The following is a 23,445-nucleotide window of genomic DNA, read 5'->3' as shown; positions in this document are numbered from 1 at the left end:
AACACAAGCCCGTTATGAGATAACATAACCAGCCGTCAAGCGCCTTTGCTTGCCGATATGCGCGCGGAGAGGTAGCCAATGCACATGGGAACCGAGTGTCATCACGCGGACGGCGCGCATCCTGGCCTCAAGGGCGTGGCGCTCAACCGCGCGCTCAGCGCGGCCGAAAACCGTTGCGCAGCAACGCAGGAGCGGCTCACCACCCCCCGTCGGCGGGTGCTGGAGCTGCTGCTCGAATCCGACTCGCCCCAGAAGGCCTACGACCTGATCGCCGCCTTCGGCGAGCATGGCGAGCCGGCCAAGCCGCCGACTGTTTATCGGGCGCTCGAATTTCTCGAACGCCTGGGTTTTGCGCACCGGATCGAGAGCCTCAACGCCTACGTCCCCTGCCGGATCGACGGCGCCGAACATCGCGCCGCCTTCCTGATCTGCGACTGCTGCGGCGCGGCCGAGGAATTCGAGCCCGATTTCTCCAGCCAGCTCGCTGCGGCCGAGACGGCCGGCTATCAGGTCTCGACCATCACCCTGGAAGCCCGCGGCCGCTGCGCCGCCTGCCGGGCCGACTAGCCGCGCAGCCGCGCCATGCCGAGCGCGTCGACATACTCGCCGTCGCGGAACGCATAGCGCCGCATCACGCCTTCTCGCTCGAACCCAAACCGCTCATAGAGCGCGATCGCCCGCATGTTGTCGGTCCAGACGAACAGCTCGAGCCGCGTCAGGCCGAGCCACCGGTCGGCCTGCTCCACCGCCGCAGCCATCAGCGCCGTCCCGGCCCCGCGCCCGGCATAGGCGTCGTGCACGGCCATGCCCAGCACGCCGGCATGGGCGCGCCGCCCCTCCTGACGCCCAAGACCGAGCGTCCCGATCACCTTGCCCTCGATCACCGCCACCAGATGGGTCTCGGGCCGGCTTTCGAACTTCCTGGCGCGCTGGGCGACGCCGGTGAACGGAAACTGCATCGTGCCCCACACCGCGCGGGGCTGGTTCAGCAGTTCGGTCAGGTCTGGAACGTCCTCCGGCTCGGACGCCCGGATCGTGATTTCGCTCATGGTCTCTCCTCATGTCGGGGGAGGGACGGGCGCAAACAAAAAGCCCCGTCCGTCGCCGGCGGGGCTGGTGGTGGATGCGGCGGCTCGCCTCTAGCGCACGACGTCCCTCACCGGCCCGGCCTGGGCGGCGCAACGGGTCACATGCATAAGGATTACGACGGCTCGCATGGTTTAAGCTTAGAGCGAACGAAGGAATCGGAAAAGCCGGTGATCGAAGTCACCCCCGCCATCAGCCTGTCGGAAGACGAGATTGTCGAGCGGTTCATCCGCGCGGCCGGTCCCGGCGGCCAGAACGTCAACAAGGTCTCGACCGCGGTCGAGCTGCGCTTCGACGTGCGCCGCTCGCCCTCGTTGCCCAACGACGTCGCGGTGCGGCTGATGCGTCTGGCCGGGCGCAAGCTCACCCAGGACGGGGTGCTTGTGCTCACCGCCATGAGCTTCCGCACCCAGGAGCGCAATCGCGCCGATGCGCTGGAACGCTTGCTGGACCTGATCCGCAAGGCCGCCGAGCCGCCGCCCCCACCGCGCAAGAAGACCAAGCCGACCAAGGCCTCGCAGAAGCGCCGGGTCGACACCAAGGTCCGCCGCGGCGGCGTCAAGGCCATGCGCGGCAAGGTCCGCGGCGACGACTGACGCGCATTGATTTGACCTTCCGGCCCTTGGCGTCGGCGCCCTGCGGCGCATAAGGTGCGCGCGCCATGTCACGCACCCGCATCGTTTCCGCTTCCGCCGCCCTGCTGCTCGTCGCCGCCTGCGCGCCGACCCTGGGACCGCCCCCGCCGCCGCCTCCGCCGCGTGGGCCGCCACCCTCGGCCGGCGCCTTCCGGGCCGAAGACTTCTCGTGGTCGGCGGTGCCCGGTCCCGGCCGCATCGAGGGCCGCCTGGCCTATAAGGCCGGCCAGGTCCGCTATTCCTGCTCCGGCGCCGGCGTGGTGCTGACGCCCGAGACGCCCTGGACGCGCCGGCGGATGACCATCCTCTACACCTCGGCCGAGCGCGCCGCCCTGCCGGCCGACGAAGTCCGCGCCCGCACGCCCTCGGCGCCCAGCGGCGACTACTCGGCCTTCGTCAAGCGCACGGTCTGCGACCAGAACAGCCGCTTCAGCTTCTCAGGGCTCGCCAGCGGCGCCTGGTACGTAATCACCGTCGCCAAGCCGGTCGGCGGCCCAGGTCCAGACATCGCCATCATGAAGCGCGTCGAAGTCCGCGGCGGCCGCGTGGTTGCGGTGGATCTGTAGACAGGCGCCCAGCCCAGAACGAAAACGCCCCGGAGATCGCTCTCCGGGGCGTCGCTCGTTAGGCGGCCTTGGCGCTAGTGGACCTTGGCCTTGCCGATCTCCAGGCCCTCGGCGCCGGCGCCGACCTGGATGACCGATCCGTCCTCCAGCTCGCCGGCCAGCAGCTTGCGGGCGATGGGGTCGACCAGTTCCTTCTGGATCACGCGCTTCAGCGGGCGCGCGCCATAGACCGGGTCGTAGCCCTTGTCGGCCAGCCAGTGCATGGCGGCCGCGTCCAGGGCGATCGACATGCGCCGGTCGGCCAGCAGCTTCTCGACCCGCTGCAACTGGATGCCGACGATGTTGTCCATCTCCCCGCGGCCCAGCCGCTTGAAGAGGATGATCTCGTCGATCCGGTTCAGGAACTCGGGCCGGAAGTGGCGGCGGACCACCTCCATGACCATCGGCCGAGCGTCCTCGACGTCCTCGCCCTCGGCCTGGTTGGCCAGGAACTCGGACCCCAGGTTCGAGGTCATGATCAGGATGGTGTTCCGGAAGTCGACCGTGCGGCCCTGGCCGTCGGTCAGGCGACCGTCGTCCAGCACCTGCAGCAGCACGTTGAACACGTCCGGGTGCGCCTTCTCGACCTCGTCGAATAGCACGACCTGATAGGGCCGGCGCCGCACGGCTTCGGTCAGCGCCCCGCCTTCGTCGTAGCCGACATAGCCGGGAGGCGCGCCGATCATCCGGCTGACCGAGTGCTTTTCCATGTACTCGGACATGTCGAGGCGGGTGATCGCGCTCTCGTCGTCGAACATGAACTCGGCCAGGGCCTTGGTCAGCTCGGTCTTGCCGACCCCGGTGGGACCGAGGAACAGGAACGAGCCGATCGGCCGGTTGGGATCCTGCAGGCCGGCGCGGGCGCGGCGGACGGCGTCGGACACGGCGACCAGCGCCTCTTCCTGTCCGACCACGCGGCCGCGCAGGGCGTCCTCCATCTTCAACAGCTTTTCGCGCTCGCCCTCCAGCATCTTGTCGACCGGGATGCCGGTCCAGCGGCTGACCACGGCGGCGATCTGTTCGGCGTCCACGACCTCGGGCGAGATCGGGTTCTCGGCCGCGGCGTTTTCCTCATCGGCAAGACGGCGCTCCAGGGCCGGGATCTCGCCATAGGCGATCTCCGAAGCGCGCTGCAGGTCGCCGCGGCGCTGGGCCGCGACCAGCTCGGCGCGCAGCCGGTCCAGGGCCTCGCGGGCCTGGGCGGCCTGGCCGACCTTTTCCTTCTCGGACTTCCAGCGCGCGGTCATCTCCGCCGACTGGCCTTCCAGGTCGTCGAGCTCCTCTTCCAGCCGCTCCAGCCGCGCCTTGGAGGCGGCGTCCGGCTCCTTCGACAGGGCCTCGCGCTCGATCTTCAGCTGCACGATGCGCCGGTCGATCTCGTCCAGCTCCTCGGGCTTTGAGTCGACCGCCATGCGCACGCGGCTGGCCGCCTCGTCCACCAGGTCGATGGCCTTGTCCGGCAGGAAGCGGTCGGTGATGTAGCGGTTCGACAGGGTCGCGGCCGCCACGATGGCGCTGTCGGAGATGCGCACCCCGTGGTGCACCTCGTACTTCTCCTTCAGGCCGCGCAGGATCGACACCGTGTCCTCGACGGTCGGCTCGCTGACGAACACCGGCTGGAAACGGCGGGCCAGGGCGGCGTCCTTTTCGACGTGCTTGCGGTACTCGTCCAGCGTGGTGGCGCCGACGCAGTGCAGCTCGCCGCGCGCCAGGGCGGGCTTGAGCAGGTTCGAGGCGTCCATCGCCCCGTCGGTCTTTCCGGCCCCGACCAGGGTGTGCATCTCGTCGATGAAGAGGACGATCGAGCCCTCGGCCGCGGTGACCTCGCCGAGCACGGCCTTCAGCCGCTCCTCGAACTCGCCGCGATACTTCGCGCCGGCGATCAGCGCGCCCATGTCGAGGGCGTGCAGCTGCTTGTCCTTCAGGCTTTCGGGCACGTCGCCGTTGACGATGCGCAGGGCCAGGCCCTCGACGATCGCCGTCTTGCCGACGCCCGGCTCGCCGATCAGCACGGGATTGTTCTTGGTCCGGCGGCTCAGCACCTGGATGGTGCGGCGGATCTCCTCGTCACGGCCGATCACCGGGTCGAGCTTGCCGTCCCGCGCGGCCTGGGTCAGGTCGCGGGCGTAGCGCTTGAGCGCGTCATAGCCTTCCTCGGCCGAGGCGCTATCGGCGGTCTTGCCCTTGCGCATGGCCTTGGCGGCCTCTTCCAGCGCCGAGACGTTGGCGCCGGCGTCCTTCAGGGCCTTTGCCGCCTCCCCGCCTTCCTTGGCGATGGCGATCAGCAGCCGCTCGGTGGTGACGAAGGCGTCGCCGCCGGCCTTCGCCCCGGCCTCGGCCTCGGCGAAGACGCGTGCGGTCTCGGGCGCCATATAGAGCTGGCCGGAGCCGCCCTCGACCTTCGGCCGTTTGGCCAGCAAGGCGTCGGCGGCCTTATCGGCCTCGTCGGGACGTCCGCCCGCGCTCTGGATCAGTGCGCGGCTGAGGCCGTCCTTTTCTTCAAGCAGCACCTTCAGCAGATGCTCGGGCGCGAGTTGTTGGTGGCGCCGCGCCAGCGCCAGGCTCTGGGCCGACTGGATCGCCTGCTTGGCGCGGTCGGAATAGAGGTCGATGTTCATGCGTTCCCCTCGATAGGCGGATTGGCGAGGACGCCTTCACTAAGCACGGCCTCGCCTCGACGGGATGTAGTGTGGCCAAAGCGCCACACAAGCGGTTCGGGTTCCCGAATTCAGCTCGGCGGGTTGTTCTTTTCCAAAAACGCCGTGACCGCATTGAGCATAAGCAAACGGGTGTCGCCCCGCGACAACCAGTGATCCTCGCCGTCCATGATCGTCAGCTCGGCCTCCTGCCCCGCTGCTTTCAGGGCCTTCTGCATGATCTGACTCTGCTCCAGCGGCACCACCGTATCGTCGCGGCCGTGTATCAGCAGGATCGGCGTGGTCACGCCCTCGACCTTGGCCGCTGGGGAGCGGGCGACCAGGATCGGGTCGTTCGGGTCCTCGGCCCCCATGAACCGGATCCAGTAGCGCTGGGCCGTGCGCCCGTTCTGGGTCCGCGACCAGGCGACCATGCGCTTCAGGTCCGAGACGCCTGCCACGGAGGCTGCGCAACGATAGACGCCGCGGTCCAGGGTCGCCCCGGCCAGGGCCGCATAGCCGCCGTAGCTTGCCCCCACGATGCAGACCCGCTTCGGATCGATCACCCCCTGGCCGGCCAGGTGGCGCACCCCGTCCGACAGGTCGGTCTGCATCTTGCGCCCCCATTCGCCGAAACCGGCGCTGAGGAAGCTCCAGCCATAGCCGTCCGAGCCGCGGTAGTTGACCTGCAGCACCGCATAGCCGCGCGAGGCCAGCGCCTGGGCCCACCAGTCGAAGCCGGGCCGGTCGCGCACCGCCGGCCCGCCATGCGGCAGCACCACCAGCGGCAGGCGCTTCTCGGGCCGCCCTCGCGGCAGAGTGAGGTAGCCGTTCAGCTCCAGCCCGTCGGCGGCCTTGTATCGCACCGGCCGAACCGGCGAAATGTCCTGCGGCTTGAGCCGCTGATAAAGCCCGCCGATCCAGCTCGCCTTCTTGGTCGCCAGGTCGACATAGGCGTAGGCCGGCCCTTCGGTCGGCGAATCCACCTTCACCACCACCCGGCGTCGGTCGTCCGACCACGAGACCAGCCTTACGCCCTGGCCCGGATAGGCCTTCACGATCGCCGCCCAGACGCGCTGGTCCTGCGGCGCGAAAAACGACAGCTTGTCCTCGTCCCCCACCAGCGCCCCGACCCCGATCAGCTTGTGCGACACAGGGTCGAAGATCAGGCTGTCACCGTCGGAGTCGCCTAGCGGCTCGCCCATGGCGCCGGTCTCGGGCGAAAGTTCGCGCAGCACCCATTCCTCGCCCTGCTGGGTCGCGATCAGCACCGAGCGGCCGTCGCGGCCCAGCCCCATCAGTGCGGGCCGCTCCTGTCCCGCCTCGACGACCTTGACCTCGGGCCAGGCCGCGCCGCGCTTGATCCGCAGCGTCCAGCGCCCGGTCGCGTCGTTGATCGTCGCCTGGGCGGCCGGCTCGCCGCCCGCGTCCACCACCCAATCATAGGCGCCGTCGAAGCCTGGATGGACCAGTTTGGAGCGCCCGTACTTCAGCTCGACGCGATAGAGCGCCTGGCGTCCGACACCGCTGACGAAGTGGACGCCGGTGACCAGCACGACCGGCTTGCCGTCGATCATGCGGATCTCGGGCATGCTGGTGATGACGTTCAGCCCGTTCTCGGCGTCGCGCATCAATCGCTGCACCTTGCCGGTGTGCCGATTGTAGGCGGCCAGCATCAGGTACTCGCGGCGCGCCGACAGCACGAAGGCCACCCGCGCGGTCGTCGAGCTGGCGATCAGCAGGTCGTCCGGCCCGGCCCACGTCAGCTGGCGCACCTTGATGTCGCCGACCGACATCAGCTTCTCGCCGCTGCCATCGACCTCGCGGATCAGGATCCGGCGCTCGCCGCCCCCGGCGACCAGCACCGCCAGCCGCGCGCCGTCAGGCGAGATCGCCACCTGCTCGATGTCGGGAAGCTGGCCATAGGCCTCGAGCGGCGCAGCACCCGCCGCCCCCGCCATGATCGCCACGGCCGCAGCCAGCACCAGCGCCTTGATCACCAATCAGCCCTCCCCCGAAGACCGATCGACATTGGCCAAGCCTCGCCGCAGGCGCAACCCCCAGTTGGAGCGACGGACAGCTACTCGCGCGCCATCTCCGCCGCGCCGACCGCATCTCCGTCGAGGGCCTGGTCGGCGTCCATGGTCACGGTGACGGTCCTTAGCGCCCCGGTGAACCGGAACGGCTCGGCATAGTCGCCTACCGGGCTGCCCCGGTCGCGGCCGATGTCCAGGCCCGACCAGGAGATCAGCGTCATGAAGCCCATGTGGGTGCGGACTGTCCCGGCGTCCTTGCCGTCCACCGTCAGGGTGAAGCTGCGTCCATCGCCCTGGATCACCCGCACCCCCAGCCGGCGGCGGCCGGGCGCGATCGCCCCGTCCGAGCTGACCGTGGTCTTCGCCCCGCCGACATTCAGGGTGTGATGCAGCCGCCCGTCCCGCACGAACAGCGAATAGCCGCTGGTGGCGTCGCCGTGGGCGACCAGCACCCCTTCGTCGCCCTGGGCCAGGTTGACCTCGGCCTCGATGAAGTACGAGCGCGAGCGCACGTCCGGCGCGCAGTCGCCGGGCAGATGCCCCATGCCCTTGTGGAACACGAACCGCTTGCGCCCGCCCTGGTGGCGCAGAGCGTTCTCGGCGAAGCGTGGCCCGAAGCGGTCGTCCAGCGGCAACACCTTGCAGCGCTCGGCCTGCCGCCACCACTCCCCGACCAGCGCGGTCAGGCGCTCCGGTTCCTGCTCGGCCAGGTCCTGACTCTCCGAGAAGTCCTGCGCCAGGTGGTAGAGCTCCCAGCGATCGTTATCGAAGGGCGCGCCCGGTGGGTGGAACGCCACCGCCTTCCAGCCGTCCTGCACCAGGCCCCGGTGCCCGAACATCTCGAAATACTGTGGCTCGGCCTTCGACGGGGCGGCGGCGTCGGCGAGCGAGGCGGCGAAACTCGTCCCCTCCATCGGCGCCTGGACGACCCCGTTGATCGTCTCCGGCGGCGTAATTCCGATCAGGTCGAGCAGGGTCGGCGTCAGGTCGCAGGCGTGAGCGAACTGGCCCCGCGTCTCGCCCCGCGCGGCGATCCCGTTCTTCCACGAGACGACCAGAGGGTCGCGGATGCCGCCGCCATGGGTGTTCTGCTTGTAGCGCTTCAGCGGCGTGTTCGAGGCCATCGCCCAGCCGTGCGGGAAGTTCGAGTGGCTGTCGGGCCCGCCGATGTCCTCGATCCGCGCCAGCTTCTCCGGCATCGGTTCGAACTTCATGTTGTAGGGGCCCATGGCGTTGACGAAGCCCAGCGGCCCGCCCTCCTGGCTGGCCCCGTTGTCCGACAGCACCAGGATAAGGGTGTCGTCCTTGACGCCCGCCTCCTCCAGAAAGGCCACGAGGCGCGCCAGGTGGCGGTCGGCGTGGTCCAGCATGCCGGCGAAGGCGCTCTGCAGCCGGGTGAACACCTTCTGCTCGTCCGGCGAATGATCGGCCCAGGCCTTCACCCCGTCGTTGCGCGGCGGCATCCGCGTGTCCGCCGGCACGATCCCCATCGCCTTCTGACGCGCCAGCCGGCGCTCGCGCTCGACGTCCCAGCCATCCTGGAAGACCTCGTCGTAGCTGCGGATGATGTCCATCGGCGCCTGGTGCGGCGCATGGCAGGCGCCCAGCCCCATCCAAAGCAGCCAGGGCTGCTCAGGCGCATCGGCGAGGTGGTCGGCGATAAACCGGATCGATTCGTCCACCAGGTCCTCGGTCAGGTGGTAGCCGTCCCTGTACTTGCCCGGCGGATCGATCGGGGTGTTGTCGCGTACCAGCTCGGGCGAGAACTGGTCGGTCTCGGCGTCCATGAAGCCGTAGTAGCGATTGAAGCCCCGCCCCAGGGGCCAGCCGTCATAAGGGCCGGTCGCCCCGGTCTGGTTCAGCGGCGTCGCGTGCCACTTGCCGACCATATAGGTCCCGTAGCCGCTGGCCCGCAGGATTTCGGCCAGGGTGCCGGCCTCGGGCGCGATCTTGCCGCGATAGCCAGGGAAGCCGCTGTCGAAGTTGGCCAGGCATCCCATGCCCACCGAATGGTGGTTGCGTCCGGTCAGCAGCGCTGCGCGCGTGGTCGAGCACATCGCCGTGGTGTGGAAGCCCGTGTAGCGCAACCCCTGCGCCGCCAGGGCGTCGATGGTCGGGGTTCGGATCGGCGAGCCGTAGCAGCCGAAGTCCGAGAACCCCACGTCGTCGAACAGCACCACCAGGATGTTGGGCGCGCCCTTGGGCGGACGCGCCGCTTCCGGCCAATACGGGACCGAGTCCGCCAAGGTCCTGCCGATCTTCGCCGCGCCCGATCCCGACATTTTGGCAGACTCCATGCTAATTTATCGAGGTTGTCGCCTGGAAACGCCCGATTGGCAAGCCGGTGTTCTGCAACCAAGCCGGGCTTTTCCGGGTTTGAGGCCCAGGCCGCGCAAGCGCCTCCACCTCCCCGAAAGACACTTCCCATGATCCGTACCCTTCTTTTCGCCACGAGCGCCGCCGCGCTCGCCATGGCCGGCCAGGCCCATGCCGCCGGCTTCTATCTCCAGGAACAGTCGGTGAAGGGCGCCGGCCGCGCCTATTCCGGAGAAGTCGCCGACCAGGGCGTCTCCTCTCTCTGGTGGAACCCGGCCGCCATCGCCCGTTCGGGCCGTGAAGCCTATGTCGGCCTGCATGCGGTGTTCGTGGACGCCACGGTCGAGAACAAGGGCTCGACCATCACCTACCCGGGCGGGACGACCCTTCCGGTCCAGGGCGAGCCGCGCGGCTTCAACCCGATCCAGAACGGCGTCGCCCCGAACTTCGCCATCGCCATGCCGGTGGGGGACCGCTTCGCGCTCGGTCTGTCGGTCGCCGCGCCCTTCAATTTTACGACCGAGTACCGCAACAATTCTTGGGCCCGCTACGACGCCCTGACCTCGCGCCTGACCACCGCCGACCTCCAGCTCACCGGAGCCATGAAGGTCACCGACTGGCTCGACCTGGGGGTGGGCGTCAGCGGCCAGTACACCGACGCCAAGCTTTCGACCGCCTATCCGAACCTCTCGCCCCTGCTCGCCGACGGCGTCTCGCAGCTCAGCGGAGACGGCTGGGACTTCGGCTGGACTGTGGGCGCCCAGGCCCATCTGGGTGCGGTGACGCTGGGGGCCAGCTACCGCTCGGCCGTCGAGCACGACCTGGACGGCCGCGTCCTGGTCATGGGCCTGGTCGGTCCGCTGGCCGGCGCCAACCGCGACGTTTCCGGCTCGGCCAAGTTCACCACGCCGTGGATCGCCACCCTGGGCGGCCGCTGGCAGGCCACCGACAAGCTCGCCCTCAACGCCCAGGTCCAGCGTATCGGCTGGAGCGAGTTCGACGCCATCGAGGTGAACTTCGCCGGCGGCGGCGAAAGCCTGCGCCAGGGCTACAAGGACGTCACCTCGGGCGGGGTGGGCCTCGACTACGCCGTCAACGACCGCCTGACCCTGCGGGCCGGCGTCCAGTACGACCCGACTCCGACGCCGGACGGCGACCGGACCGCACGCGTGCCGGACGGCGACCGCTGGCTCTACGGCGTCGGCGCGACCGGCAAGGTCACCGACAGCCTCCAGGTCGACGCCGCGCTGGCCTATATCGACTTCGACAAGTCGGCCATCGCCCACGACACGGTCTTCTACGAAGGCACGCCTGCGGCCACGACGACCCGCCTGCGAGGCGAAGTCCAGGGCGAGGGCTACGTGATGTCGCTCGGCCTGCGGAAGACGTTCTAGGGCTGCTCGCACACCAAAGCGTGTCATCCCGGTCTTCGGCCAGAAGGCCCGGAACGGGATGACACATGGTGGGTGTCACTTCTGGTTCGCGTAGAGCTTCACCACCTCGTAGAGGAAGTCGCGCCCCTCATAGAGCGAGCGCACGCGGATTTTCTCGTTGAGGCCGTGGGCGCCGTTGCCGCCGATCTCGCCGAACATGCCCGAGAGGCCGTAGGTCGGCACGCCGACCGCGTTCAGGAACCGTCCGTCCGTCGCGCCCGTAGCCATGACCGGAACCACCGGAACGCCCGGCCACAGCTTGGCCGCGACCTTCTCGACCGGGCCCATGATCTGCTTGCTGAGCGTCGGCGGCGGGCTGACCGGGCTCGGCTCGCCGACGGTCGTCACCTTGATCGCGTCGTCGGCCAGCACCTTGACCAGGGTCTGACGCACGCTCTCGACGCTCTCACCCGGCAGGATGCGGCAGTTCACGTTGGCCTTGGCACGTTGCGGCAGGGCGTTGGGCGCGTGGCCGGCGTTGACCATGGTGGCGACGCAGGTGGTGCGCATCATCGAGTTGCGGCCCGGATCGCGCGCCACGATCGCTACCGCCTCGGCGTTGCCTGGGTCCTTTGCGACCTCGGCCATGGCCGCGCCGTTCGGCCCGCCCTCGATCTTGGCCATCTGCTCGAAATTGGCCTTCACCGCGTCGTTCAGCTTGATCGGGAAGTCGTACTCGCCCAGCCGGCTGAGCCCCTGCGACAGGTGATAGATCGCGTTGTCCTTCACCGGCGCCGAGGAGTGGCCCCCCTTGTTGGTCACTTCCAGGGTGTAGTCCTGGTAGACCTTCTCGCCGGCCTGAATCCCCAGCGAGACACGCGTCCCCTTCTCGTCCAGCCGCCCGCCCGCGCCCTCGTTCAGCACGAACTCGGCGTCCATCAGGTCGCGGTTGTTGGCGATCAGATACTGCACGCCGTTGAAGGTGTCGGGGGTCTCCTCGCCGCAGGTCAGGGCCATGCGGATGGTGCGCTTGGGCTTGAAGCCCTCGGTCTTGTAGCGGGCCAGGGTGTCGACCCACACCGCCGCCTGGGCTTTGTCGTCGCTGGCGCCGCGGGCGTAGAAGAAGCCGTCTTCCTCGACCAGCTTGAAGGGATCGCGCTCCCAGTCGGCGCGATTGGCCTCGACCACGTCGATATGGGCCAGCAGCAGGATCGGCTTGGCCTTGGCGTCGGTCCCCCTCAGCGTCGCCACCAGCGCCCCGTCCTTGGGCCGCTGCGGCGGCACGATGACCTGCAGCTCGGCGTCGGCGAAGCCTGCCGCCTTCAGCCGCGCGGCCATGGCCTGCGAGGCCGCGGTGCAGCTGCCGACCGACAGGGTCGTGTTGATCTCGATCAGCTCCTTGTAGAGGTCGCGGAAGGCTAGCTGGTCAGGCCGGGCCGTTTGTGCGGCCGCAGGCGAGGCGACGGCCGCGGCGGCCAGCAGGGCCGCAGCGGAAAATGTACGGATCATCGAACGCTCCCGAATGAATTGCAGGGACCGTATGGGGCGTGCGCGGCGGGAGCAATGGCGAGGGTTGTTCGGGCGGTCCCCGCAAATCCCGTCACCCAGACGACGGTTCAGTTCACGTCCGACTTCTTCGGCGGGCCAGGCGGCAGGGGCGCCACCGGCACGCCGTCCTCGGCCAGCTTGCGCACCTCGGCGGGCGAGGCCTCGCCATAGATGCCGCGGTCCTCGGACTTGCCCTCGTGGATGGCCCGCGCCTCCCTGGCGAAGGCGTCGCCGACATAGTCGAAGTTCTCCTCGACATGGGCGCGCACCTTGCCCATCGCCTCCATCACCATCGAGCGCATCTGCGGAGAGAGGTCGGGGGGAGCGGTCTTCTTGGTCCCCGACACCGCCGGGGCCATGATCTGCTTGGCCACCGCATGGCTGTCGCAGACCGGGCAGGCGATCAGTCCGCGTTCCGACTGGTCGTCATAGTCGGCGGAGGAGCCGAACCACCCCTCGAACGCGTGGTCGTGCTCGCAGGCAAGCGCATAGCGGATCATGCGATGGATATAGGCGTCGCGAAGGCCCGCGCATTGGGCAGGGCTGGAATCGCCGACCGCGCCTTGGCGACCGCCGCCAGGTCCAGGTCGACGACCAGCACGCCCGGCTCGTCGTGGTCCAGCTTGCCCAGCACCTCGCCCCACGGCCCGATCGCCAGGCTGCGCCCCCAGGTGCCGCGGCCATCCTCGTGGAAACCGCCCTGGGCCGGCGCCAGCACGAAGCTGCCGGTCTCGATGGCGCGGGCGCGCAGCAGGGTCTCCCAGTGCGCCTCGCCGGTCGGGCGCGTGAAGGCCGCAGGCGTCACGATCACCTCGGCCCCGGCCTGGGCCAGCGCCCGGTAGAGCGCCGGGAAGCGCACGTCGTAGCAGATGGTGAGGCCGAGCTTCAGCTCGCCGGCCCGCGCCGCCACCGCCCGATCTCCGGGCTCGTAGGTCTCGCTCTCGCGCGCGGTCTCGCCGGTCGGCAGGTCCACGTCGAACATGTGCAGCTTGTCGTAGAAGGCGGCGATCTCGCCGTCGGGCGTGATAAGGGCCGCCCGGTTCGCCGCCTTGCCGTCTGGCCGCTTCACCAGGGCCGAGCCGGCCAGGATGGTCACCGCCAGCTCCCTGGCCAGGGCCTGCAACCCCTTCACCACCGGGTCTTCTTCCAGCAGGGTCAGGACCGGCAGCAGCGCGGCCTTGTCCTTCTGCAGGATGTTCACGCCCTCGGGCGTGGCGATGAAGGTCGCCCCCTGCGCCGCAGCCTCGCGCACCAGCGGCGCCACATGCGCCAGGGCGGCCGCATGGCTGGCCGGGGTTCTCGTCTGGATCAGTCCGACGCGTACGGTCATGGCTTACCCGATAGGTCAGCCGGGCGCGCTTCTCAAGCCGCCAGCAGCGCGTCCAGCTTGCCGTCGTATTCCAGCGCCATCATGTCGTCGCAGCCGCCGATGTGCTGTCCGCCGATGAAGATCTGCGGGAAGGTCGCCCGGCCGTTCGAGCGCTGGATCATCTCCTGGCGCTTCTCGGGGTCGAAGGCGGCCTCGATCTCATTGAATTCCACGCCCTTCTTCTCCAGCAGCGAAACGGCGCGGATGCAGTAGGGGCAATAGGGCTTCGTATAGATGGTGACGTCGGCCATGGCTCATCTGGTACGGGTGGGACAGGTCGCTTCTATATGGCGCGATTTGCCGCTTCTTTAACCCTTGCGACGACTGCGACATCCACGCGCACGGCGCCGGCGGCCTTCAAGGCGCGCGCACAGCCTTCCAAGGTGGCGCCCGTGGTCATGACGTCATCGACCAGCAGCACCGCCCGTCCCTCGACCTGAGCGCGCCGCGCAGCCGGGACTTCGAAGGCGGCCGCCACGTTGCGCCGCCGCCCGCCCGCGGACTTGCCGCCCTGGCTGCCGGTGTCGCGTCGCCGCACCACCGCCTCCGCAAGGTAGGGCCTGGCCCACATCCGGGCCAGGGGCCGGGCGATCTCGGCCGCCTGGTTGAACCGCCGCCCCAGCAGGCGCGAGGGGTGCAGCGGCACAGGCGCTATCGCGTCCGCGTCCTCCAGCAGGTCCCGCGCGGCGCGGCTGACCCAGCGGGCCAACAGCGGCGCCAGGTCGGTGCGGTCGGCGTGCTTGAGCTGGAGGATCGGCCCGCGCGAGGCCTCGTCGTAGAGACACGCCGCCCGCCCCGGTCGAAGGCCCGCGGCCTGGCCATGCAATCAGCGCAGCGCACGCCGGCGCCGAGGTCGTACTCGAATGGCGCCCCGCAGCCGTCGCACAGCGGCCCGTCGATGAAATGGATGCGGCTCCAGGCGCCGGCCTCCAGCCCGATCGACAGGCTCGCGGCCCCGCGGTCGAGCGATTGGGGTGGGAAAAGCAGGTCCAGCGCGCTACGAACCGCCGCCTTCGTGCTGGCGCCGGGTTTCCACCAGGGCTCCGCATCGCCATCTGGATAGCTCAATGTCCGCCCCGCCCCGCCTCTTCGACCGCGATCTGCTCCGCGCCCGCCTGGATCGCGCCGCGCCCGGCTACGGCGCGGCCGACTTCCTGAAGGCCAGAGCCGCCGAGGACGCCGTCGTCCGCCTCGAGGCGATCATGCGCGACTTCCCGCGCGCCGTCGATCTCGGCGCTCGCAACGGGGCGTTCGCCAAGGCGCTGGCGCAAAGCGACGCGGCCGTGCGCGTCGGCTTCCTCGTCGAAGCCGACCTCTCGGCCCGCATGCTGGCCGGCCGCCCCGGCGCGCGGCTGGTCGCCGACGAGGAGCGCCTGCCCTTCGCGCCCGCCAGCCTCGACCTGGTGGTCTCGACGCTCGCCCTGCACTGGGCCAACGACGTGGTCGGCGCCCTGATCCAGATCCGCCTGGCGCTGAAGCCGGACGGCCTCTTCATCGGCTCCCTGCTCGGCGGCGCGACCCTGACTGAGCTGCGCCAGTCGCTGCTGGCGGCCGAAGCCGAGCTGACCGGCGGCGCCGGGCCGCGCGTCTCGCCCTTCGCCGATCCGTACGACGCCGCCGGCCTGCTCCAGCGCTCGGGTTTCGCCCTGCCCGTGGCCGATGTCGACCGCGTCACCGTCCGCTATTCGCACCCGCTGAAGCTGCTCGCCGACTTGCGGGCCATGGGCGAGACCAGCGTGCTGGCCGAGCGCCACCCCAAGGCGCTCACCCGGCAGGTTCTCGCCCGCGCCTTCCAGATATACGCCGAACGCTTCGCCGAGCCCGACGGGCGCCTGCCCGCCACCTTCGAGATCCTGACCCTCACCGGCTGGGCGCCCGATCCCAGCCAGCAGAAGCCGCTGAAGCCCGGCTCGGCCAAGATGCGCCTGGCCGACGCCCTGGGCGTGGTCGAGAACCCGCTGCCGCGGGACGAGGACTAGGCTCCCTGCGCCTCCGACCAGATAGTTGGAGACAAAATTTGATGGAAACCGAGGCGCCGCCTTCAAACTTGCGCGTTAGCATGGTGAAGCCGGGTCGCATTTTGGCCGCGTCTGGGCTTTAAACGCCGACCTCGGCTCGACACACCACCATAGGAACCCCTGTAGATGCGTATTGCTATCCTGGCCGCCGGCCTCCTCGGCGCCGCCGCCTGCGCCGCGTCCGCTCAAGCCCAGACCGCTCCGGCGGCCCCGGCTCCTGCCGCCGCCGCTCCGGCCCCGGCCCAAGGCGGCTTCACCGACGAGGACCTGAAGGCCTTCGGCGCAGCCATGGCCGAAATCCAGAAGATCAACGGCGAGTACGGCCCCAAGCTGGCGGCCGCCGACGCCGCGACCAAGACCGACGTCCAGAAGGAAATGATCGGCAAGATGGGCGCGGCCGTGCAGGCCAGCGGCCTGTCGCCCGACAAGTACAACGCCATGTCGGCCGCCGTGCAGAAGGACGCCGCCCTTCGCCAACGCCTGACCGAAGTGCTGAACGCCGCCCCGGCCGCCTAAGCGGACCTTTGCGGCGTAGCGAGATCGGCCGTCCGGGTTCGCCCCGGGCGGCCTTTTTCGTGCCCAGAGCGCCAACCCGTCAAAGCCTTTTGAGCACCGCCTTCCGCGCGGCGTCCAGCGCCACGACCACATCGGCCCGCGCCGGCATCTCGGCCAGGATCCAGCGGGTGAGCCGCTCGTAGTGGGCGATGAAATGAGCGACCTCGGCGTCGCTCATCGCCCGCTTGCCGCCGGCGCCCTCGCGCGCCAGCCGCTCGCGCAGCTTGCGCTCCTGCTCCCTGCGCCAGGCCAGCACGACCTCGAAGCCCGGCGCCTGCAACAGGGCCAGCAGGTCGAAACCGTCGAACAGGCCCCGATAAGATCCTGCGAGTTGCGCGTTCGCATAGCCGCGCCAGGTTCCGTCGGGGTCCAGCTCACGTTCCAGGTCGTTGACCGGGTCGGACAGGTCGACCGCCGGCTGCGGGAGCGCCCCGACGCACCAGCCCTCGAAGATCACGACGTCGGCTGGCCCCTCGAAAGCCGTGCTCTCGCCGCGGTCATCGGCGGCCTTGTCAAAGCGCGGCAGGACGGTGCGGCCCGGCCCCCGCAATTCGTCCAGCACCCGCATCCCCAGCGCGACGTCGTGGGTGCCTGGAACCCCACGGGTGGCCAACAACGGATGCACCCGCCGCCCCAGCGCCGTCCGCTCGGCCCGGGTCAGGTAAAGGTCGTCCAGCGACAGCACCGCGGCCCGCAGGCCCCGCTCCTCCAGAAGCTGCGCCAACACCGCGGTGAGGGTGGACTTTCCGCTGGCCTGCGGACCGCACAGCCCGACCACCACCCCGCCGGGCCGCGCCAGGTCGGCGATGCGCCCGGCGAGGGGAGCAGCGACCGCCGCGACCGTCTCGGCGTAGCTGGCCGGCAGGCGCTCGCGGGCCAGAAAATCGTCCATCCGCTTCAAACGCCTGCCTCCTCGGCGATCTGCGCCGCGATGGCCTTGAGCTGGCGTCGACGCGGCGATCCGGCTCGCCAGGCCATGACCACCTTTCGCCGCGGCTGCGGCTCGGGAAAGGCCGCCAGCGCGATGCGCGGATCAACCAGGTCGCGGGCGGCGATCTGCGGCAGCAGGGTGACGCCCTGGCCGTGCGCCACCAGTTGCAGCAGGGTCGTCAGGCTGGTGGCGCCGAAGGTCGAGAGGTCGGTCAACTCGCAGGCCGCCAGCGCCTGGTCGCGCAGGCAATGCCCCTCCTCCAGCAGGAGCAGACGGTCAGGCGGGACCTCGCGCGGGCTGGCGACGGCCAGCGGCTGGTCGGCCGGGCTGGCCAGGAGGAACGGGTCGTCGAACAGGCGCGCCGTCTCCATTCCCTCGCCGGCCAGCGGCAGGGCGGCGATCACCGCGTCCAGCGTCCCGGTCGCCAGCTCGTCCATCAGCTGGGTCGTGCGCGTCTCCCGCACCTTCAGCTCCAGCTCCGGCACGGCCGCCTCCAGGATCGGCAGCAGCCGGGGCAGCAGGTAGGGCGCGATGGACGGGATCATGCCCAGCGTCAGCCGCCGCGCGCGGGCGCCCTTCTGCTGGCGGGCATAGTCCTCCAGGTCCTTCACCCCCGCGGTCAGCGCCCGCGCCCGCGCCGCCAGGGCCTCGCCCTCCGGGGTCAGCGCCGCGCCGCCGCGCGCCCGGTCCACCAGCACAAGATCGAGCTCGGCCTCCAGGTCGCGGATCTGCATCGAGAGCGCCGGCTGCGTCACGTGGCAGGCTGCTGCCGCACGGCCGAAATGCCCCTCGTCGGCCAGGGCGGTCAGGTATTTGAGCTGTCGCAGGGTCGGCATGGGGATAAGATAGACTTATCGCTCGCCCCGGTGAACCGGCCCGAACTTATCGCGCCGTCGGCTCCGTTCCGGCTGGCGGACCGGCCGTTTCCCCCGCTCTTGATCGGTGCGCCGAGGCCCGCGATTGAGGGATCGAACGCCCTGCTCGGCAAAGGTGCGACATTTCGCCCTATCACACGCGCAACATGGCGCTGGCGTTGCCCCAAGACTCGCGCTCAACGTTTAGATGTTCCGCGCGGACTCGCGCAGAAACAGTTGAGGCCTAGCTTCGACCCCAGATGAGGCCCGCGGTGATCCGAGCTCACCGCGGGCCTTTTTCATGCGCCCAATCCGTGTCGGCGCCATGACAGGCGTCAAATCAGATCGCGCAGCCAGGCGATCAGCGGCGCATCGGCCGGCGGCATCGGATAGTCGGTCAGCTTGGCGGGCTTCACCCAGGCCAGGCCGGAATGCTCCTTGGCGGTGACCACGCCCTCCCACCGCCGCAGCAGGTAGAGCGGCATCAAGAGGTGGAAGTCGTCATAGGTGTGGCTCGCGAAGACGAAGGGCGCCAGGCAGGCGTGCGTCGCCCGGATCCCCAGCTCCTCGTCCAACTCGCGGATCAGGCACTGCTCGGGCGTCTCGCCGGCCTCGACCTTGCCGCCGGGAAACTCCCACAGGCCGGCCAGCTGCTTGCCGGGCGGCCGCTGGCAGATCAGCACCCGCCCGTCGGAATCGATCAGGGCGGCGGCGGCGACTAGGACCATGCGCTTGGCGTCAGACATGGCCGCTTCCTCGCGGGATGCGACGGGAAAGGCAAGAGGCGTTCAGGACCACAGCTCGAAGGGCTCCTCGATCTCCATCCCCGCCAGGAACCTCGCCAGCAGGCTCGGCAAGCGCCCCGGATAGAAACGCCCCGCATGGGCCTCGATCTCCGCAACCGGCCACCAGCGAAAGTCCGTATAGTCCTCCTTCTCGTAGTCGAGGCGTTCTGCGTCATCGATCGCGGCGCCCAGCCGCCCCAGCGTCACGGCGACCACCACCTCATGCTGCACTCGCCGTTCGCGCCGATAGCGGAACGTCGCCGTCCGCCGCCAGATCGGCGGACCGACCTGATCGGCTGCGGCCACGATGCCGGTCTCTTCGCGCAGTTCGCGCAGGGCCGCGTCCAGGTAGGTCTCGCCGGGATCGAGGCCCCCGCCGGGCAGTTCCCACCATTCGCCCAGCTCCGGCGCCGTGACGTCGCGGGTGCGGAACAGGAGAACGCACCCTTCCGAATCGAGCACCACGACGCGGACAGCTTGGCGCTCCGTCACGGGCAGGTCGTCGGGTAGTTGGACCATAAAACCTTCAATCCCTTACCGAACTTGACTTTCCGCGTTCCAGCGCCCATATCCCCGCTGCGCTGCAGCAAACGCGGCGCTATCGGCGCTCCAGCCGCGTGAGGGTTCCGCACCGCTGGAACTCGCTGTCGAGCGCCCGAAACGATCGCATAGATCGCCCCGCCACGCGGGGGCTTTCCACAAATGACCCGCGTCCCGCGCCCTCGCCATGTTCGAGCCGGCGCGCTCGGCGCATCCGTGAAAGACACATACGTTTTGACCAAGTTCACCGACCTCGGCCTCGACAAGATGCTGCTCAAGGCCCTCTCCGACGAGGGCTACGAGAAGCCGACCCCGATCCAGGCCCAGGCCATCCCCGGCGTCATGGCCGGCAAGGACCTGCTCGGCATCGCCCAGACGGGCACCGGCAAGACCGCCGCCTTCGCCCTGCCCATCATCCACCGTCTGGCCGCCGACAAGAAGGCCGCCCCGCGCCGCGGCTGCCGCGTGCTGGTGCTTTCGCCGACCCGCGAGCTGGCCACCCAGATCGCCGAGAGCTTCAAGGCCTACGGCAAGCACATGAACCTCTCCGTCGCCGTGATCTTCGGCGGCGTGAAGTATGGCGGCCAGATGCGCGCCATGGCGCCCGGCGTCGACGTGCTGGTGGCCACCCCCGGCCGCCTGCTCGATCACCTGCAGGAGAAGACCATCACCCTGCAGGGCGTCGAGATGTTCGTTCTCGACGAGGCCGACCAGATGCTCGACATGGGCTTCATCGTGCCGATCCGGCAGATCGTGAAGCACCTGCCGCGCGTGCGTCAGAACCTGTTCTTCTCGGCCACCATGCCGAGCGAGATCGAGAAGCTGGCCGGCGAACTGCTGCGCCCGAACCCGACCAAGGTCTCGGTCACCCCGCAGGCCACCACCGTCGAGCGCATCAAGCAGCAGGTCATCTTCGTCGAAACCGCCCGCAAGCGAGCCCTGCTCTGCGAACTGTTCGCCGAGCGCGACTTCAAGCGCGTGATCGTCTTCACCCGCACCAAGCGCGGCGCCGACCGGGTGGCCAAGTCGCTGGAAGCGGCCGGCGTCAACGCCGCGGCGATCCACGGCGACAAGAGCCAGGGCCAGCGCGAGCGCGCGCTCGCCGCCTTCAAGGCCGGCGACGTCCGCGCCCTGGTCGCCACCGACATCGCCGCCCGCGGCATCGACATCGACGCGGTCAGCCACGTCGTCCAGTACGAACTGCCCAACGTGCCGGAAGCCTATGTCCACCGCATCGGCCGCACCGCCCGCGCCGGCGCCGACGGCTCGGCCGTGGCCTTCTGCGCCGACGACGAGCGGGGTCTGCTGAAGGACATTCAGAAGGTCACCCGCCAGACCATCCCGGCCTTCGACCGCCGCAACGACCGCGGCCTGCACGTCATGACCCAGGCCATGCCGGAAGTGGCCGCCGAGCGCGCCGAGGCCGGCCGCAAGAACGCCGAGCGCAACGGCGGCGGACGCAAGCCGCAGGGCCGCAGCGACCTGCCGCCCGGCCTGCGCAAGCAGCGCAACCGCCCGGCCAAGGCCGGCGGCGGCGGCCAGCGCCAAGGCCAGCCCCAGCGCCACGCCGACCATCGTGGCGGCGGCCAGCGCGCCCACGGCGAACGTGCGGCCACCACGCCGATCGACCAGTCGCAGTTCAAGGGCCCCAAGCGCGGCGGCGCCAAGCCCGCCGAAAAGCGCTGGACCCCGCTGGACTAGCTTCAGAAATCCTCCCCCGCCGCTGGGGGAACAGATCGCCACGAGGCGGCCGCAAGCCTTCCTTCTCCCCTTGCGGGAGAAGGTGGCAGGCGAAGCCTGACGGATGAGGGGTGAGCGGCCTAGCCGCATCTCCCCCGCCAGTCATCACCCCGAAAGCCCCCTCATCCGACCCCGCTCCGCGGGGCCACCTTCTCCCGCGAGGGGAGAAGGATAGGCGCTCCCTAAGGCGCCGGGGTGGGCTTCAGCTTGCGCTTGAAGAAGTCCAGCGTCGTGACCGCCCGGTGCAGGCGGTGCGCCTGCGTCCAGCCGGCGCGGTGGCGCAGGCCGGGATAGGTCATCATCTCGAACGGCGTGCCCTTCGCCTGCAGCGCCGCCATCGCCTTGGTCGCATTGTCGAAGGTCACGTTGTCGTCGGCCATGCCGTGGATGATCATCAGCGTGTCGGGCGTCAGCCGCCCGAGCCGCGCCGTGACCTCGGCGTTCGCATAGCCGCTGGCGTTGTCGGCCAGCGTGCCCATGAACCGCTCGGTGTAGTGGGTGTCGTAGAGCGACCAGTCCACCACCGGCGCCCCGGCCACGCCCGCCGCATAGGGTGAGTTCTCCGCCGTCAGGGTCATCAGGGTCATGTAGCCGCCGTTCGACCAGCCCATGATCCCGATCCGGGCCGGATCGACATATGGCAGCGACTTCAGGTGGGCGACGCCCGCCAGCTGATCCTCGACCTCCACCACGCCCATGCGCCGGTCGATCGCCGTCTTGAACGCCACCGAGCGGTTCGGCGTGCCGCGGTTGTCCAGGGTGAAGAGGATGAACCCGGCTTCCAGATAGAGCTGGTCCTCCGGCTTCATCCAGGCCTTGTCGACAAGCGCCCCGGCCGGGCCGCCATAGACCTGCACGATCACCGGATAGGTCTTCGCCGGATCGAAGCCCGGCGGCGTCACCAGCGTCCACCACAGGTCCTGGCCGTCGGCGGCCTTGATGGTTCCGAACTGCGGCTCGCGCAGGCGCGAGACGTAGGGCCAGTAGGGATGGCCTTCCGCCAGCCGGTTTTCCTCTATCCAGCGCACCCGCGAACCGTCGGCCTTGTAGAAGGCCGTCTGCGGCGGGGTCTTGGGATCCTGATACGTCGCCGCGAAGGCCTTGCCCGACTTGGCCACCGAGGCCGTCCACCAGCCGCCGGCCGAGGTCAGGGCCTTCGGCTCGCCTGGCGTCTTGTACGAGACTTCGTAGATCCGCCGCTCAACCGGGGCGTCCTTGCTGGCGCCGAAGATCGCCATGCCGCGAGCCTCGTCCACGCCTTCCAGCGCGTCCACCGGCCAGTCGCCGTTGGTGACCTGGCCGATCAGCTTGCCGCCGGCGGCGTAGTGATAGAGGTGGCGGTTTCCCGACCGCTCGGACGACCACAGGAAGGTCCCGTCCTTCAACGGCTTGAAGTCGTCGGTCAGCTCCACCCAGTGCGCCGACGTCTCGGTCAGGATCACCTTCGCCGCGCCGGTGGCCGGATCGACCGCCAGCAGGTCCAGCCGCCGCTGGTCGCGCGCCTGCCGCTGGACGTACAGCGTCTTGCCGTCCCTGGCCCAGTCGACGCGCGCCAGGTAGATGTCGGTCTCCGGACCCAGGTCGACCTTGGTCCGCGCCCCGGTGGCGACGTCGGCGACATAGAGCTCCACCACCGCGTTCGGACGGCCGACGCGCGGATAGCGCTGGCGCACGATGGTCGCGCCGCTGGCGTTGATGTCCAGCCGCTCGACCACGTCGACGCCGGTCTGGTCGACATGCGTCAGGGCGATCTTGGTCTCATCCGGGCTCCACCAGTAGCCGCTCGAACGGCCCATCTCCTCCTGGGCGATGAACTCGGCGGTGGCCCAGCTCTTCAGCTCATCGCCGCCGCTGGTCAGGGCGCGCTCGGGGCCGCCCGCCGCAGGCGTCACATAAAGGTTGTCGTCCCGCACGAACGAGACGAACCCGCCCTTGGGCGAGACCTTGGCGTCGATCTCGTCCGCCGCCGTGGCGGTCAGCTGCGTCACCTTTCCGCCGGCCATGCGATAGAGGAACAGGTCGCCCTCGACCGGGACCAGGATGAAACGGCCTTGCTCGTCCCAGGCATAGTCGACCACGCCGCGGCTCTGCACGCCCTGGCGCTCGCGCCGGCTCTTCTCGGCCTCGGACAGCGCCTTTTCCTGCGGCGCCAGGCTGCGGGCGTCGATCAGCAGGCGCGCGGGCCCGCCCTTCACGTCGGCGATCCACAGATCGGTCATCCGCTGGTCGTCGGCCTTGGCCCGCAGATAGGTCACCGCCGCGCCGTCTGGCGAGACCTTCACGCCCTTGGCCAGCGGCCCGGACAGGTCCGGATCGGCGAACACCCGCTCGGGTGTCAGCTTCTCCGCATGCGCCGCGCCAAAGGTCATGAAGGCCGCCATCAGCCCCGCCGCCAACTTCATCGAACGCCCCCGGGAA

20 protein-coding genes and 1 pseudogene are annotated in these 23,445 nt (G+C 69.6%); 7 read left to right on the top strand and 14 right to left on the bottom strand.

Features of this window, described 5'->3' with window-relative positions:
* The first annotated feature begins 84 nt into the window (after positions 1-84).
* Positions 85-567 (top strand): Fur family transcriptional regulator, encoded by a 483-nt coding sequence (locus ACE3T2_RS00320; RefSeq protein ID WP_374654039.1) that lies wholly within the window; start codon positions 85-87, stop codon positions 565-567.
* On the opposite strand, the gene ACE3T2_RS00315 is transcribed toward ACE3T2_RS00320, so the two are convergent.
* The gene (locus ACE3T2_RS00315) at positions 564-1,049 is read right to left on the bottom strand and encodes a GNAT family N-acetyltransferase (protein ID WP_374653496.1); all 486 of its coding nucleotides are present in this window, start codon (positions 1,047-1,049) and stop codon (positions 564-566) included. The genes ACE3T2_RS00320 and ACE3T2_RS00315 overlap by 4 nt on opposite strands.
* Before the next feature lie 207 nt (positions 1,050-1,256).
* On the opposite strand from ACE3T2_RS00315, the gene arfB reads away from it, so the two are divergent.
* Both arfB and ACE3T2_RS00305 read left to right on the top strand, forming a co-directional pair.
* Positions 1,257-1,682 carry an alternative ribosome rescue aminoacyl-tRNA hydrolase ArfB gene (gene arfB / locus ACE3T2_RS00310; RefSeq protein WP_374653494.1) on the top strand — a complete coding sequence of 142 codons (426 nt, stop codon included), beginning with the start codon at positions 1,257-1,259 and terminating at the stop codon, positions 1,680-1,682.
* A 65-nt stretch (positions 1,683-1,747) separates the two neighbouring features.
* A complete protein-coding gene (locus tag ACE3T2_RS00305) occupies positions 1,748-2,287 on the top strand; it encodes a hypothetical protein (RefSeq protein ID WP_374653492.1) in 540 nt (179 codons plus the stop codon).
* Positions 2,288-2,361: 74 nt separating this feature from the next.
* Here ACE3T2_RS00305 and clpB read toward each other — a convergent pair whose 3' ends face one another.
* The 3 genes from clpB to ACE3T2_RS00290 all read right to left on the bottom strand — a co-directional run bounded on the left by clpB (position 2,362) and on the right by ACE3T2_RS00290 (position 9,280).
* The gene (clpB, locus tag ACE3T2_RS00300; protein WP_374653490.1) at positions 2,362-4,944 is read right to left on the bottom strand and encodes an ATP-dependent chaperone ClpB; all 2,583 of its coding nucleotides are present in this window, start codon (positions 4,942-4,944) and stop codon (positions 2,362-2,364) included.
* A 110-nt stretch (positions 4,945-5,054) separates the two neighbouring features.
* Positions 5,055-6,962 carry an alpha/beta hydrolase family protein gene (locus tag ACE3T2_RS00295; protein ID WP_374653488.1) on the bottom strand — a complete coding sequence of 636 codons (1,908 nt, stop codon included), beginning with the start codon at positions 6,960-6,962 and terminating at the stop codon, positions 5,055-5,057.
* Between the two features lie 80 nt (positions 6,963-7,042).
* Positions 7,043-9,280: a sulfatase-like hydrolase/transferase gene (locus tag ACE3T2_RS00290; protein WP_374653486.1), complete on the bottom strand. Its 2,238-nt coding sequence runs from the start codon at positions 9,278-9,280 to the stop codon at positions 7,043-7,045.
* Positions 9,281-9,424: 144 nt separating this feature from the next.
* Between ACE3T2_RS00290 and ACE3T2_RS00285 the strand changes: the two genes are divergently transcribed.
* Positions 9,425-10,708 (top strand): outer membrane protein transport protein, encoded by a 1,284-nt coding sequence (locus ACE3T2_RS00285; protein ID WP_374653484.1) that lies wholly within the window; start codon positions 9,425-9,427, stop codon positions 10,706-10,708.
* Between the two features lie 75 nt (positions 10,709-10,783).
* Here ACE3T2_RS00285 and ACE3T2_RS00280 read toward each other — a convergent pair whose 3' ends face one another.
* From ACE3T2_RS00280 to ACE3T2_RS00260, 5 genes and pseudogenes are all read right to left on the bottom strand, one after another.
* Positions 10,784-12,196, bottom strand: a complete 1,413-nt coding sequence (locus tag ACE3T2_RS00280; RefSeq protein WP_374653482.1) for a M20/M25/M40 family metallo-hydrolase — start codon at positions 12,194-12,196, stop codon at positions 10,784-10,786.
* A 107-nt stretch (positions 12,197-12,303) separates the two neighbouring features.
* Positions 12,304-12,735: a DUF1178 family protein gene (locus ACE3T2_RS00275; protein ID WP_374653480.1), complete on the bottom strand. Its 432-nt coding sequence runs from the start codon at positions 12,733-12,735 to the stop codon at positions 12,304-12,306.
* Positions 12,732-13,565, bottom strand: a complete 834-nt coding sequence (locus ACE3T2_RS00270; protein WP_374653479.1) for a carbon-nitrogen hydrolase family protein — start codon at positions 13,563-13,565, stop codon at positions 12,732-12,734. The genes ACE3T2_RS00275 and ACE3T2_RS00270 overlap by 4 nt, the downstream gene beginning before the upstream one ends.
* Positions 13,566-13,597: 32 nt before the next feature.
* Complete coding sequence (grxC, locus tag ACE3T2_RS00265) at positions 13,598-13,855, bottom strand: glutaredoxin 3 (protein WP_374653477.1); 258 nt, start codon at positions 13,853-13,855, stop codon at positions 13,598-13,600.
* A gap of 32 nt (positions 13,856-13,887) precedes the next feature.
* Positions 13,888-14,597 (bottom strand): annotated as a pseudogene (locus ACE3T2_RS00260) (ComF family protein).
* Positions 14,598-14,671: 74 nt separating this feature from the next.
* On the opposite strand from ACE3T2_RS00260, the gene ACE3T2_RS00255 reads away from it, so the two are divergent.
* On the top strand, positions 14,672-15,583 hold the full coding sequence (locus ACE3T2_RS00255) for a methyltransferase domain-containing protein (RefSeq protein WP_374653475.1): 912 nt from the start codon (positions 14,672-14,674) through the stop codon (positions 15,581-15,583).
* A gap of 165 nt (positions 15,584-15,748) precedes the next feature.
* Positions 15,749-16,138, top strand: coding sequence for a DUF4168 domain-containing protein (locus tag ACE3T2_RS00250; RefSeq protein ID WP_374653473.1), 390 nt, complete (start codon positions 15,749-15,751; stop codon positions 16,136-16,138).
* Between the two features lie 79 nt (positions 16,139-16,217).
* Here the strand turns inward: ACE3T2_RS00250 and ACE3T2_RS00245 are convergent, their stop codons facing one another.
* The 4 genes from ACE3T2_RS00245 to ACE3T2_RS00230 all read right to left on the bottom strand — a co-directional run bounded on the left by ACE3T2_RS00245 (position 16,218) and on the right by ACE3T2_RS00230 (position 19,266).
* Entirely contained in the window at positions 16,218-17,069 is an 852-nt protein-coding gene (locus tag ACE3T2_RS00245; protein WP_374653471.1) for a kinase, read from the bottom strand.
* Between the two features lie 5 nt (positions 17,070-17,074).
* Entirely contained in the window at positions 17,075-17,944 is an 870-nt protein-coding gene (locus ACE3T2_RS00240) for a LysR substrate-binding domain-containing protein (protein WP_374653469.1), read from the bottom strand.
* Between the two features lie 353 nt (positions 17,945-18,297).
* Positions 18,298-18,708, bottom strand: coding sequence for an 8-oxo-dGTP diphosphatase MutT (gene mutT, locus ACE3T2_RS00235; RefSeq protein WP_374653467.1), 411 nt, complete (start codon positions 18,706-18,708; stop codon positions 18,298-18,300).
* Between the two features lie 42 nt (positions 18,709-18,750).
* Positions 18,751-19,266, bottom strand: a complete 516-nt coding sequence (locus ACE3T2_RS00230; RefSeq protein ID WP_374653465.1) for an NUDIX hydrolase — start codon at positions 19,264-19,266, stop codon at positions 18,751-18,753.
* A 255-nt stretch (positions 19,267-19,521) separates the two neighbouring features.
* On the opposite strand from ACE3T2_RS00230, the gene ACE3T2_RS00225 reads away from it, so the two are divergent.
* Positions 19,522-20,988 (top strand): DEAD/DEAH box helicase, encoded by a 1,467-nt coding sequence (locus tag ACE3T2_RS00225; protein ID WP_374653463.1) that lies wholly within the window; start codon positions 19,522-19,524, stop codon positions 20,986-20,988.
* Between the two features lie 221 nt (positions 20,989-21,209).
* Here the strand turns inward: ACE3T2_RS00225 and ACE3T2_RS00220 are convergent, their stop codons facing one another.
* Entirely contained in the window at positions 21,210-23,429 is a 2,220-nt protein-coding gene (locus ACE3T2_RS00220; RefSeq protein ID WP_374653461.1) for a S9 family peptidase, read from the bottom strand.
* Positions 23,430-23,445 lie beyond the last annotated feature (16 nt).

The sequence above is a fragment of the Phenylobacterium sp. genome, assembly GCF_041919955.1.
Lineage (GTDB): Bacteria > Pseudomonadota > Alphaproteobacteria > Caulobacterales > Caulobacteraceae > Phenylobacterium.
This window is presented reverse-complemented; position numbering and strand designations above follow the sequence as displayed.